Raw genomic sequence first — 14,279 nt, 5'->3', positions numbered from 1 at the left:
CATGGAAAGTTTTAAGAATATTCTATTTATAGGTTTTCTATTTTTCGTTTTTGGTTCTTGCACCAGTGATGATGATAGTAATGAAACAACACCTTTTATTGGAGATATTGTACTACAATCTCAAAGTGAGGTTGATACATTTGGTGCCAATAATTATTCTAGTATAAATGGTAGTTTAACTATCACATTAGAGAGCGTGGTTAATTCAAGCACTATTGTTGATCTTAGTACTTTGAGTTCAATTTCTAATATTACAGGAAACCTTACTGTTTCAAATAACGGTAATTTAGTTTCTTTAAATGGGCTTGAAAATATAACTAACATAGGAGGCACATTAAACATTAGTTTAAATGAATCTCTAAACACCATTGATGGTTTATCTGGTCTTATACAAGTAGGGAAAAGTATAAGAGTATTTGGCAACGAAAACTTAAGTAATATTAATGGACTCAGCGGGATTACAAATATTCCAGAAGATCTAGTTATAGGTGTAGACATAGGCCCAGGTGCTTTATCAAATAGTAATTTAAGTACTATTGAGGGTTTGTCAAATATTACAAATATAGGAGGCGACTTAATAATATCTGGAAACAAAATTCAAGATTTATCTGGATTAAGTAATGTTGCAGCTGTTAACGGATCACTTGTAGTTTCATTTAACGATGTAATGACTTCATTAAATGGGTTGCAAAATATTACAACAGTTGCTGGAGATTTAAACATTAGCTTTAATAATTCACTTCCTGCTATAGACCAATTGAGTTCACTAATAAATATAGGAGGACGCTGCGATATTTCAAGCAATAATAGTCTTGAAGATATTTCTGGGTTGGATAATATTGAAAATATAGGAGAGTTATTATCGATTAATTATAACAATTCACTGACAACTTTAAATAACATATTTCCATCATTAGTAAATTGTAGTGGGGTATTTCTTACAAAGAGTTTTTTTATAAATTTAGAAGGGTTCAACAGACTTACAAACTCCCAAGTTATAGTAATTGATGATAATGAGAATTTGCGAGATATTTCTGGATTTAATTCTATTACGACACTAAATAATTTAGAAATAAATGAAGTAGAAAAATTAAATTCAATTAATGGATTTAATGATGTATCAATGATAGCAGATTTTACAATTTCTCAACCTTTGACAATAGTTGACGAAGCTATTTCTGTAAATGCATTTCAAAACTTAACAACAATTTCAAACACCATAAGCATAGTTGGTACTGCAAACACTAGCATTGATTTTCTTTCATCCCTCGAGACCGTAGGAAGCGATATTAATATTCAATATAATGAGAACTTAACAGATTTATGCGGTATCAATTCACTAATTTTTAATAACGGCTTAAATGGTGATTTCAATATATTTCAAAATCTATACAACCCAACCCAGCAAGATATCCTTAATGGAGATTGCAGCCAATAATCCTAGTTAAATCCATGAAATTCGGAATTTGTAATCTTAGTATCGTCCCACTTAGGGCTGAAACTGCAGACAGCAGCGAGCTAGTTACACAGGTACTTTATGGAGAACATTTTAAAGTATTAGAATCTCGAAAAAACTGGAGTCGTATACGATTAGCTTTTGACAAATATGAAGGCTGGATCGATAATAAACAATTTGTCCTTATTGAAGAAGAGCAATATGTTTCACTAAAAGATAGTACCCCTACTCTTTCTTCGGAAATATTAGACATTATTACAATAGGAGAAAATCAAATGCTTTCTATATGCATGGGAAGTTCAATAAATGCTATTGATATCTTAGGTCATTCTTTTGAAGGAAGTATAATCAAACAAAAATTTCCGAAGTCAAAATTTATTGAAACCGCATTGGGATATTTAAATGCTCCTTATTTATGGGGAGGAAAAACACCTTTTGGAATTGATTGTAGTGGGTTTACACAAATGGTTTACAAACTCAACGGACATAATTTATTAAGAGACGCCAGCCAGCAGGCAACACAAGGAGAACCTTTGAGTTTTATAGAAGAAAGCGAGCCAGGTGACTTAGCTTTTTTTGATAATGCTGAAGGAAACATTATACATGTAGGGATTATTATGGAAGATCATTACATTATACACGCCCACGGAAAAGTTAGAATTGACAGACTTGACCATACAGGTATTTTTAATTATGAACGTAATGTTCATACACACAAACTACGTGTTATAAAGCGTATTGTATAAAGAGACAAACATTTTAAATTCATTATTAAATACAAAAAATCCCTAGACAATAAGTCTAGGGATTTTTTGTTAAACCTGGAATAGTTAACTAAGGGTTATTCCATAGTTGCTAGTTTAGCTTTCATTTCATTATACTTACCGTCCATTGAAAGTTGACTATATATATTCATTAACGTTCTAACTAACTCTACATTATCACTTCTAGATGCTAATGCTGACTCTAAATATGGTAATGCTTGAGAGTATAAGCCGTTACGCTTTTCAGACAACACATCATATTTTTTAGTGTCTGCTTTTGTCATTCCTAGGCCATTCATTTCATCAACAATACCTTTTTCTTGACCTAAAATCACAGAAGCAATATTGATTTGAGCAGAAGGGTATTCTGGCTTAAGCTCAAGGGCTTTTTTGTAATACTCAATTGCTTTAGTATTGTCCCCGTTTGCTGATGCAGAAACACCTAAATTGTAATACAATTCAGGATTAGTAGGGTCTGATGCTAAAACTTCGTTCATCAACGCCTCATAACGTTTCATATCACCCATACGATAAACCATATCTGCTTCAGCACGTATTAATGACATATCATCTGGATTTTCTGCTCTTGCATCTTTCATAATTCTAAGCGCTTTATCATTGTTACCTCTAGAAGATTCTATTAAAACAATACTTCTTAAAATATCTCCTTTAGCAGACTCAGTCATACCCTCTGTAGGTTGTGTGTATTTTCCTGAAATCATTTCGGAGTCTCTATCTGCTTTGCTTGCAAATGTTACTACTTCATTATCTTCAATACGTAGAGCTCTAAACTCTTCTTGAATACCAGTATATCCCATATCTAGTAATCTTTCATAGTGCATTAAAGCCGCATCATAATCTTTTGCATTTACTGCATTACCGGCTGCAAAATATAAATCTGAAGTGTCCTTTTTTACCTCATAACTAAGTAAAAGTTTTTCAGATGCCATTTTGAAATTTTGAGCATTTTGGTCTTTTACAGCGCTATTAACTAAAGCAACTCTTGTATTTTGAACTCCGTTTTTAATAGCATCTGCATAGTCATTATTCTTATCAAACTGCTTAGCTTTCATAAAAGCATCGGCTGCATCTTTCATTTTTTCATAATCACCATCTTTACCATCAGCAAGCATTATTTCACCTTTTGCAGCATAAAATTGTGCTTTAATTTCATCGTCAGCACCTGCTATCATTGCTTCGGCAGCTTTTATCTGAGCTACAGCTTCTACTAAATCTGATTTTGCAAAAGCTTTCTCAGCTTTTTTAATTTCCTTTTTTTGTCCAAATGCCATAGCTGAAACTAAGACTGCAGTGGCTAGTACTAATTGTTTTTTCATTGTTATTGAGGATTTAATAAGTATCCTAAAACCGATACTTTGGTTAAATATTAATTAAATTTTATTCTTCTTCTTTGTTATCAAGAGATGTGCCATTTTCTATTTTAGCAATTGGTACACCTTCTTCATCAACTTCGCCATCTATTTCTTCGACCTCATCTTCTTTCATCACCTTTGCAACAGCTGCAATTGAATCGTCCTCGCGTACTTTTATCAATCGTACTCCTTGAGTTGCTCGACCCATTACACGTAGAGAGTCAACAGCCATACGTATTGCTATTCCAGATTTATTGATAATCATTAAATCATCAGAATCAACAACGTTTTTGATTGAAACCAGTTTACCTGTCTTTTCTGTAACGCTAATAGTTTTTACACCTTTACCACCACGATTTGTAATTCTATAATCTTCGATGCTTGAACGTTTTCCGTAGCCATTTTCTGAAACTACAAGAATTTCAGACTCCCTATCATTTATAGCAATCATTCCTATTACCTCATCGTTATCATCTGCCAATCTTATACCGCGTACACCAGAAGCATTTCTGCCCATAGGTCTCGTTTTTTCCTCTTCAAACCTAATTGCTTTTCCACTACGAACCGCAAGCATTACTTGACTATCACCACGCGTTAATTTTGCTTCTAGTAACTCATCATCATCTTTAATAGTTATAGCATTAATACCATTTGTTCTTGGTCTTGAATATTGCTCTAATGGTGTTTTCTTTACTTGTCCTTTTTTCGTAGCCATAATTACATAGCGACTATTTACATAATCCTCATCTTTAAGGTCTTGAGTACAGATAAATGCCATTACTTTATCGTCACTTTCAATATTAATAAGGTTTTGGATTGCTCTACCCTTTGATGTTTTACTCCCTTCTGGAATTTCAAAAACACGCATCCAGAAACATTTCCCTTTTTGTGTGAAAAACAACATATATTGGTGGTTTGTTCCCACAAATAAATGTTCTAAGAAATCTTCATTACGAGTTGCAGATGCTTTTTGACCAACTCCTCCTCTATTTTGAGTTTTATATTCTGCGAGTGATGTTCTCTTAATATATCCAGCGTGAGAAATTGTTAATACAACCTGTTCATCTGGAATTAAATCTGTTATACTTACATCACCACCAGCATATTCAATAACTGAGCGACGCTCATCACCATATTTATTTTGAATTTCAATGAGCTCATCTTTTATAATTTGCATTCTAAGCGCCTTATCTGCAAGAATATCCTCATATCCCTGTATTGTTTTCATGAGCTCTTCATATTCTAAGCGTAATTTATCTTGCTCTAGTCCAGTCAATTGGCGTAGGCGCATTTCAACAATAGCCTTCGCTTGTATTTCACTTAAATCAAAAGCCTCTATTAACGCAGCTCTTGCTTCATCAGCATTGGCACTTGCTCTAATAAGACGAATAACTTCATCAATATTATCACTTGCAATAATTAATCCTTCAAGAATATGTGCTCTTTCTTTAGCTTTTTTAAGTAAGTATTCTGTTCTACGAACTACTACTTCATGGCGGTGCTCAACAAAATAATGAATCAATTGTTTTAGATTCAGCATTTGTGGTCGACCATTTACAAGGGCGATATTATTAACGCTAAAGCTAGATTGTAATGCCGTATACTTAAATAACATATTAAGTACGATATTAGGAATAGCATCACGTTTCAATATATAAACAATACGCATCCCATTACGGTCACTTTCATCCCTAATGTTAGAAATACCCTCAATTTTTTTATCATTAACCATGTCGGCAGTTTTCTTAATCATGTCTGCCTTATTGACTTGGTATGGAATTTCAGTAACAATTATACATTCTCTACCTTGTACTTCTTCAAATGTAGCCTTAGCACGCATAACAACACGTCCTCGTCCAGTATGGAAAGCTTCTTTTACACCATCATATCCGTAAATCACTCCACCTGTAGGAAAATCTGGAGCTTTAATATGTTGCATTAATTCATCAATCTCAATCTCATTATTATCAATATATGCTAGTGTACCATCGATAACTTCGGTCAAATTATGTGGTGGCATATTTGTAGCCATACCTACAGCAATACCAGAAGCACCATTAATTAAAAGCCCTGGAACTCTTGTTGGAAGTACTGTTGGTTCTTTTAAAGTATCATCAAAATTTAATTGATGATCAACTGTATCTTTATCAATATCAGCAAGCATATCTTCTGAAATACGCTGCATTCTAGCCTCCGTATATCTCATTGCAGCTGGGCTATCACCATCAACAGAACCAAAATTACCTTGTCCGTCAACCAATAAATAACGTAAGCTCCATTCTTGAGCCATACGTACCATTGCATCATATACTGATGTATCACCATGTGGGTGGTATTTACCAAGAACTTCTCCTACAATTCTTGCAGATTTTTTATGAGCACCTGTAGCTCTAATACCTAGTTCGTGCATTCCAAAAAGAACACGTCTATGAACGGGTTTCATACCATCACGTACATCTGGCAGTGCACGTGACACAATTACAGACATAGAATAATCGATGTAAGCCGATTTCATTTCATCTTCAATGTTGATGGGGATCAATTTTTCACCTTCAGCCATAGTATATTTATCTTAATTTTAATGAATCTTACTAAACAAGCAAGATACATTATTTGATAGGTAAGATGACGTTTTTTGACATCCATTATCCACCATTTTATTAACAAATATAATTGCTGTTTTAGTTGATAACTAAAGCTATTATTTCTTTTTTAAACGATACATTTTTCGTCATTTTACTAAACTATCCATAAATAGGAACAGTTTTTGCCTATACAGTAGTAATTTTTAGTAATTTTAGAGAAAAGGAATAAAGAAATATGGACGATAATTTTTCCCCAAGAGTAAAAGATGTAATTGCATTTAGTAAGGAAGAGGCATTACGTTTAGGTCATGATTTTATAGGCACTGAACATTTAATGCTAGGACTTTTGAGAGATGGAAATGGCAAAGCTGTAACCATATTAAGTGCCCTTGAAATTGACTTAAATCATTTAAGACGCAAAGTCGAAATTTTAAGCCCTGCAAACCCGGGTACAGCTATAACAAGTAATGATAAAAAGAATTTACATCTTACTAGACAAGCAGAAAGAGCGTTAAAAACGACATTTTTAGAAGCTAAACTTTTTCAAAGCACTTCTATTAATACTGCACATTTACTATTATGTATCTTAAGAAATGAGAATGACCCTACAACAAAACTTTTAAATAAAATGAAAGTAGACTATGATGGGGCTAAAGAACAATTTAAGGTAATGTTGACAAACGACGATAATTATACTGAGGGTCCTGATGCTGCAGCTTTTCCAAATGATGATGAAAATCAAAATGAAGATAGTGATAAAGACAATATTTTTGGCGGTGGGAGTACAAATAAATCTAATAAAAAATCTAAAACCCCTGTTTTAGATAATTTTGGAAGAGATTTAACTGCAATGGCTGAAGAAGGAAAGTTAGATCCTGTTGTAGGTCGTGAAAAAGAAATTGAACGTGTTTCTCAAGTTTTAAGTCGAAGAAAAAAGAATAACCCTTTACTTATTGGAGAACCAGGTGTTGGTAAATCCGCAATTGCCGAGGGGTTGGCTTTAAGAATTATACAAAGAAAAGTATCTCGTATTCTATATGATAAACGTGTTGTTACATTAGACCTTGCGAGTCTAGTTGCCGGTACTAAATATCGTGGGCAATTTGAGGAACGTATGAAGGCAGTAATGAATGAACTTGAAAAGAATGATGACATAATTCTTTTCATAGACGAAATACATACTATTGTAGGTGCAGGAGGAGCTACTGGAAGTTTAGACGCTTCAAATATGTTTAAACCAGCATTAGCTCGTGGGGAAATTCAATGTATAGGTGCTACTACACTTGATGAGTATAGACAATATATTGAAAAAGACGGTGCTCTTGAGCGACGTTTTCAAAAAGTATTAGTTGAGCCTACCTCCGTCGAAGAAACAGTAGAGATTTTACAAAACATTAAAGATAAATATGAGATTCATCATAATGTAACGTATACAGATGCAGCTCTAGTAGCATGTGTAAAGCTCACTAATAGATATATGACTGAACGCTTTCTTCCAGACAAAGCTATTGATGCTTTAGATGAAGCAGGTTCTCGTGTACACATTACCAACATTAATGTTCCTGAAAAAATATTAAAATTAGAGGCACAATTAGAAGAAGTTCGTGAACTTAAAAACTCTGTTGTAAAAAAGCAGAAATATGAAGAAGCTGCTAAATTGAGAGATGATGAAAAAAACCTTGAGAAAGATTTAGCAACTGAGCAAGAAGTTTGGGAAAACGATTCTAAACTTCATCGTGAAGTGGTTGATGAAGAACAAGTGGCAGAAGTTGTTTCAATGATGACGGGGGTTCCTGTTAATCGTATAGCACAAACTGAAAGCAATAAATTAGCTGAATTACCTCAACTTATTAAAGGAAAAGTAATTGGTCAAGACGAGGCTGTTGGTAAGGTTGTAAAAGCAATTCAACGTAATAGAGCTGGACTTAAAGATCCTAACAAGCCAATTGGTTCATTTATATTTTTAGGACAAACGGGTGTTGGTAAAACACAATTAGCTAAAGTTTTGGCTCGCGAATTATTTGATTCAGAAAATGCACTTATTCGTATTGATATGAGTGAGTATATGGAAAAATTTGCAATTTCAAGATTAGTTGGTGCTCCTCCAGGTTATGTGGGTTATGAAGAAGGTGGTCAATTGACAGAGAAAATTAGAAGAAAACCATATTCAGTCGTTTTACTTGATGAAATTGAAAAAGCACATCCAGATGTATTTAATATGCTTTTGCAAGTACTTGATGATGGACATTTAACAGATAGTTTAGGTCGCAAAATCGATTTCAGAAATACGATCATTATTATGACTTCAAATATTGGTGCTCGTAAGCTTAAGGATTTTGGAACTGGTGTTGGTTTCGGAACTAAATCTCAAACAAGTCAAGCAGATGCTAATGCAAAAGGTATCATTGAAAATGCATTAAAGAAAGCATTTGCACCTGAGTTTTTAAATCGTGTAGATGACGTAATGGTATTCAATGCTCTCGAAAGAGAAGATATTCATAAAATTATTGATATTGAGTTAGACCAATTATATAAACGCATTACAGATTTAGGATATAATTTAAAACTTTCTGAAAAAGCAAAAGATTATATTGCTGATAAAGGATTTGATAAAGATTATGGCGCAAGACCTTTAAAACGAGCTATTCAAAAATACATTGAAGATGCTCTTGCAGAAGAAATTATAAATAGTAATCTTAAAGAAGGAGATAGTATTAAGATGGACTTAGATGAAAAAACAAATGAATTAACAATCAAAATTAAGAAACAGAAAAACACAACTGAATCTTAAAATCTATCAATAATCTCAAAAAGCTCTCATTATTAAAATGAGAGCTTTTTTTATTTAATTAATTATTACTTTATGACTAGAAAAAGCTCCGTTAATGTTTGTTAATTTAACTATATAAACCCCACTGCTATAATTTGTTGTATCAAGTAATTTAATAGGATCATTACTTTCATTTAATGAAGTAAGTATCAATTTACCTTCAATAGTGTACAGTAAAATTTTAGAGATCCCAATTGTATTTATAATTTTTAAATTATTTTCTTCTGAAATAAATTTAAAATTATAAATAGAACTATTTTCATCGACACCTAACTGTGTTTCACAATCGGGAACTCTTTCTAAGTTGGAATAAAACAAATCTTCATTTTTAAAAAAACAACTTAATTCACCTACTCCATCAAAATTAGGAGCCCCTCCTGGAGCCGTGATTATAGATAAAGACCCAAGACCTTCAACCCAGACTGCATCCCAAGAACTAGTTGTATTATTTGGAGAAGGAGATAAATAATAGTGATTATAATTAGCACCATCAACTAAAGGTAAACTTTCTATATTAGTTAATGTATACATTCCTCCACTTTCGGGAAATGGAGTGATAGGGTTCAGCATTTCAATTTCATCCCCTATCTCCATTGAAAAATTATATAATAAATATTCACGTTGCGCTTCATTAATAATTGTCAAAAGAAAAACCTTTTTCTCTACAACCTCTTCTCTCAGTAAAAAGGAGCGAGAAATATAATGATACCCATCAAGTACTTTATAGTTTTTATTATTCACTAAAGTATCACCATTAGTAAAATAAACATCATTTATACAATCTCCCATAAAACATGTTGTAAATTTCCATTCATTTACATCATCCAAGAGCGGAGTATATTCTTGAGCATTACAAAGGATATTAAAAGCTAAGATTACAAATAAAATTATTTTTCGCATAATTAGATTTTAAAAAATCAAATCATCATCAATCGACAAGCTTTGTAAAAATGCAATCGTGGCATGAATATCATCTGCCAAAACTCTGTCCTCTTTTACAAATGGAACTACAGTTCTAAAACTTTCTACAAACGATTCTACAAAAAGTGAAGATTTTTTTGGTCTGCGGAAATGTAACGCCTGCGTCGCATTCAATAATTCAATAGCGAGAATAGTTTCAATATTATTAATAATTCTAAGGCACTTTGTAGCAGCATTAGCACCCATACTCACATGGTCTTCTTGCCCATTTGAAGATACAATTGAATCAACAGATGCAGGTGTAGCTAATTGTTTGTTTTGGCTTACAATACTAGCAGCCGTATACTGCGGAATCATGAATCCACTATTCAAACCTGGATTATCTACTAAAAAAGCTGGCAAATTTCTAAGACCAGAAACTAGTTGATACGTTCTTCTTTCACTAATACTACCCAGTTCGCTCATTGCAATACCCAAGTAATCTAATCCCAGCGCAAGCGGTTGGCCGTGAAAATTTCCACCGGAAATAATTTTATCCTCTCCTGTAAAAATGTTTGGATTATCAGTAACACTATTTATTTCGGTCTTAAACGTTTTATCTACAAAAACAATAGTATCCTTAGTCGCTCCATGAACCTGAGGAATGCACCTAAAGGAATAAGGATCTTGAACGTTTTTCTTTTCTGAAATTCCTAGCTCACTATCTTGTAGAAATTCATTAATGCGCTCAGCTGTTTTAACCTGTCCACGATGTGGTCTTACTAAATGTACCATAGCATCAAAGGGGCTCATATTACAATCAAACGCATCTACCGAAATTGCACCAATTAAGTCTGCCAAATACGATAATTTATGGCTTTTAATTAAACAGTACATCCCATAGGCACTCATAAATTGCGTTCCGTTTAATAACGCTAAACCTTCTTTAGCTTTAAGTTCAATTGGATTCCAATTATATTTTTTTAATACCTCGGCTGAAGCTACAATCTTATCGTCAATCCATACATTACCTTTTCCTAATAATGGAAGTGACAAATGTGCTAATGGCGCTAAATCTCCTGAAGCTCCAAGGCTTCCTTGAGTGTATATAACAGGAAGGATATTGTTGTTATACATTTCCGTTAGGCGTTCAACAGTTTTTAATTGAACCCCACTATATCCATAACTTAATGATTGAATTTTCAACAATAGCATTAATTTAACAATTGGCTTTGGTACGTACTCACCAGTGCCACATGCGTGTGACATAACCAAATTTTCTTGAAGTTTTGATAAATTATCACTTGAAACCTTGACATTACACAAGGAACCAAATCCAGTATTTATGCCATAAATAGGTGTGTCATTATTTTTCATTTTATTTGATAAAAAATCATGACATCGGTTAATATTTCCAACAGCTTCTTCAGAAAGTGCTATTTTTTTATCTGTTTTAAGAATATCATTAATTACAGATAAACTTAACAATGTAGTGCTTATATAATGCAAATTAAATACGGATTTAGATAGTTGTTTACACAAAAATACAATTTCTTGTTAAGGTTTTATCAATTAAAACATAAGACAATTATTAAAGTTTAGTTTTGTTTAATTAAAATAAAATTAAAGGATATATCTATGAAAAGAATCATTCTATTAGTTATTACAATACTAATATTTAGTTGCGAATCAAAACAGGAAAATACTACGGTTGCATTTAATGCAACTTTTGCAAATAGCGGAGCTCCCTCTATTAATATTGTTGGTGCAAATTTTAATGAACAGCTAAAACTAGACAATAACGGTAGTGTCAATGATACACTTAATATACCATCTACAGGATTTTATAATATTGTTTTAGGACGTGATAGAATGCCAATTTATCTTGAAAAAGGAAAATCCTTAACTATTAAAATGGATGCAAACACAGGTCAAGCTCCAATATTCGAGGGAACTTTAGCTAATGAAAATATTTTTACTAGAGAAAAAAGTTTAAGAGATGCAGAAATGAGTCCTATGGAACTTTATGCAGATGAAGAAAGTTTATATATAGAAAAGATGAAATCTAATAAGAAAGCTGAAGATAGTATTCTTGTAGCAAGTGGAATCAAAAACAAAAGTTTTTTAAACATTTTAAAAAATGAAGAGATTTACACAACTGCATTTACACATAATATGTATCCACAGTATCATGCATATATAACAAAAAATAATTCTTTTAAGCCTACAACTTCTTTTAAAAATCTTAATAACAATATTATTATTAGTGATACTACTGCATATAGATCTTCCATGGCATATCAACAAATGGTTGATAATAAAATACAAAATGATGCTTACGAAGCATTTTTAGCTGATGAAAGTGAAGATAAGGATATGACCATAACTTATTTAAATCATATTAATAACATTTACCCTAATGGCTTTGCTAAAGAGAAAATGGTTACACAATATTTACAATATGGATTGAGCCCAAATGAAAAATTAGATGAAGTTTACAATGCTTATAAAGCTATTAATCCAAGCAAAGAAAATCTTGCTGAAATTACATCTAGATATAATACATATAAACCGTTAACAAAAGGAAATCCATCACCTGCTTTTAATTATGAAAACCATAAAGGTGGAAAGATCGCACTTGCAGATTTAAATGGAAAATATACATATATTGATGTTTGGGCAACGTGGTGTGGACCTTGTATAGCAGAAATCCCTTCATTAAAAAAAGTTGAAAAAGAGTATCACAATAAAAATATTGAGTTTGTAAGTATCTCAATTGATCGTAAAGGAGATTATGAGAAATGGAAGAAAATGGTTATTGATAAAGAACTTGTTGGCATTCAATTAATCGCAGATAACGACTGGAAGTCTTCTTTTGTTACAGAATATGCAATAACTGGAATACCAAGATTTATTTTAATTGGCCCAGACGGAAATATAGTAAGTGCAGACGCTCCAAGACCATCTGATCCTTTATTAAGAAAATTACTTGACAAGCTTATCTAAAAAGATATTTAAATGAGTAACGTAAAATAAATAAAAGCCTTTTAGAATATTTTCTAGAAGGCTTTTTGTCTAAATATGATTTTATAATAATAATAATTTAAAATGGCTCAAAAACAAAAAATAGTTATCATAGGCGCAGGATTTGGTGGTATTGCTATGGCAAAAAAATTTAAGAATAAACCAGTAGATGTTTTGCTCATAGATCAGCACAATTATCATAATTTCCAGCCTTTAATGTATCAAGTTGCTACGGGAGGTTTAGAACCTGGAAGTATTGCATACCCCGTTCGCAGAATTTTTAGAAGTTTTGATAATGTGAGCTTTAGGATGGCAAAAGTTCTATCCTTTGAAGAAAATGCTATAAAAACATCAGCTGGAAAAATTTCATTTGATTATTTAATTATTGCAACGGGGAGTCAAAATAATTTTTTCAACTTCGAGCCTGTTAAAGAAAGACTTCTAACGCTTAAATCTATTCCAGATGCATTAAATTTAAGGAGTTTTATATTTCAGAATTTAGAAAAAGCGATGGAAGACAATCAAAGAGCATCTCTTGATGAAATTCTAAACATAGCTATTGTAGGTGGTGGTCCTGCAGGAATTGAATTAGCTGGTGCACTATCTGAAATGAAACGTTATGTAATTCCTAAAGATTTTCCAGGACTTGACACCTCAAAAATGAGCATAAACCTTTATGAGGCTTCGCCAAAATTATTATCTGCAATGTCCGAAAATGCTTCAGAAAAGAGTGAAGTTTATTTAAAGGAACTAGGTATCAATGTTTTCCTAAACGCAAAAGTAAATAGTTACGAAAATGGTACGATTACTCTGGAAGACGCTACTACTTTTAAAACTGATACGGTTATATGGACTGCAGGGGTAAAAGGAGCTCCCATTGATGGATTAGCAAAAGACGTAATTATAGGAGGTAATAGAATTGCGGTTAATGAATTTAACCAAGTTTTAAATTATAAAAATGTTTTTGCTATTGGAGATGTTGCAGCACATATTACTAAAGAAAACCCAAAAGGATTGCCTATGCTAGCACCCGTTGCACAACAACAAGGTGAAACGTTGTCAAAAAATATTTTAAGACATATTGCAGGAAAACCTATGGAAATTTTTAAATATAAAGATAAAGGCTCTATGGCAACTGTAGGTAGAAAAAAAGCAGTGGTAGATTTACCTAAGTGGAAATTTCAAGGAACTTTTGCTTGGTTAGTGTGGATGTTTATTCATATATTTTCATTGGTTGGTTTTCGTAATAAACTAGTTGCTTTTGTAGACTGGTTTTCAAATTACATAAGTTATGACAGACCTTTGGGATTAATCATTAGACCGTATAAAAAAACTAAAAATGACTAG

At 32.4% G+C, this 14,279-nt stretch carries 9 protein-coding genes; 5 read left to right on the top strand and 4 right to left on the bottom strand.

The features are described 5' to 3' along the window. Position 1: 1 nt before the first annotated feature. Entirely contained in the window at positions 2 to 1,438 is a 1,437-nt protein-coding gene (locus GB234_RS08985) for a hypothetical protein (RefSeq protein WP_151894227.1), read from the top strand. A gap of 14 nt (positions 1,439 to 1,452) precedes the next feature. Next, a complete protein-coding gene (locus GB234_RS08980; protein WP_151894226.1) occupies positions 1,453 to 2,202 on the top strand; it encodes a C40 family peptidase in 750 nt (249 codons plus the stop codon). Positions 2,203 to 2,297: 95 nt separating this feature from the next. Here GB234_RS08980 and GB234_RS08975 read toward each other — a convergent pair whose 3' ends face one another. Continuing rightward, on the bottom strand, positions 2,298 to 3,557 hold the full coding sequence (locus GB234_RS08975) for a tetratricopeptide repeat protein (RefSeq protein ID WP_151894225.1): 1,260 nt from the start codon (positions 3,555 to 3,557) through the stop codon (positions 2,298 to 2,300). Between the two features lie 61 nt (positions 3,558 to 3,618). After that, positions 3,619 to 6,153, bottom strand: coding sequence for a DNA gyrase subunit A (gene gyrA / locus GB234_RS08970; protein WP_151894224.1), 2,535 nt, complete (start codon positions 6,151 to 6,153; stop codon positions 3,619 to 3,621). A 260-nt stretch (positions 6,154 to 6,413) separates the two neighbouring features. Here gyrA and GB234_RS08965 point away from each other — a divergent pair, with 260 nt between their 5' ends. Continuing rightward, positions 6,414 to 8,969 (top strand): ATP-dependent Clp protease ATP-binding subunit, encoded by a 2,556-nt coding sequence (locus GB234_RS08965; RefSeq protein ID WP_151894223.1) that lies wholly within the window; start codon positions 6,414 to 6,416, stop codon positions 8,967 to 8,969. A gap of 54 nt (positions 8,970 to 9,023) precedes the next feature. Here GB234_RS08965 and GB234_RS08960 read toward each other — a convergent pair whose 3' ends face one another. Further along, positions 9,024 to 9,908, bottom strand: coding sequence for a T9SS type A sorting domain-containing protein (locus GB234_RS08960; protein ID WP_151894222.1), 885 nt, complete (start codon positions 9,906 to 9,908; stop codon positions 9,024 to 9,026). A 9-nt stretch (positions 9,909 to 9,917) separates the two neighbouring features. Then, the gene (hutH, locus tag GB234_RS08955; protein ID WP_235906098.1) at positions 9,918 to 11,417 is read right to left on the bottom strand and encodes a histidine ammonia-lyase; all 1,500 of its coding nucleotides are present in this window, start codon (positions 11,415 to 11,417) and stop codon (positions 9,918 to 9,920) included. A 129-nt stretch (positions 11,418 to 11,546) separates the two neighbouring features. On the opposite strand from hutH, the gene GB234_RS08950 reads away from it, so the two are divergent. Together GB234_RS08950 and GB234_RS08945 are read left to right on the top strand one after the other, a co-directional pair. Then, positions 11,547 to 12,914, top strand: coding sequence for a TlpA family protein disulfide reductase (locus GB234_RS08950; protein ID WP_235906096.1), 1,368 nt, complete (start codon positions 11,547 to 11,549; stop codon positions 12,912 to 12,914). A gap of 102 nt (positions 12,915 to 13,016) precedes the next feature. Then, on the top strand, positions 13,017 to 14,279 hold the full coding sequence (locus GB234_RS08945) for an NAD(P)/FAD-dependent oxidoreductase (RefSeq protein ID WP_151894220.1): 1,263 nt from the start codon (positions 13,017 to 13,019) through the stop codon (positions 14,277 to 14,279).

This window comes from Patiriisocius marinistellae (assembly GCF_009014635.1).
GTDB classification, from domain to species: domain Bacteria; phylum Bacteroidota; class Bacteroidia; order Flavobacteriales; family Flavobacteriaceae; genus Patiriisocius; species Patiriisocius marinistellae.
This window is presented reverse-complemented; position numbering and strand designations above follow the sequence as displayed.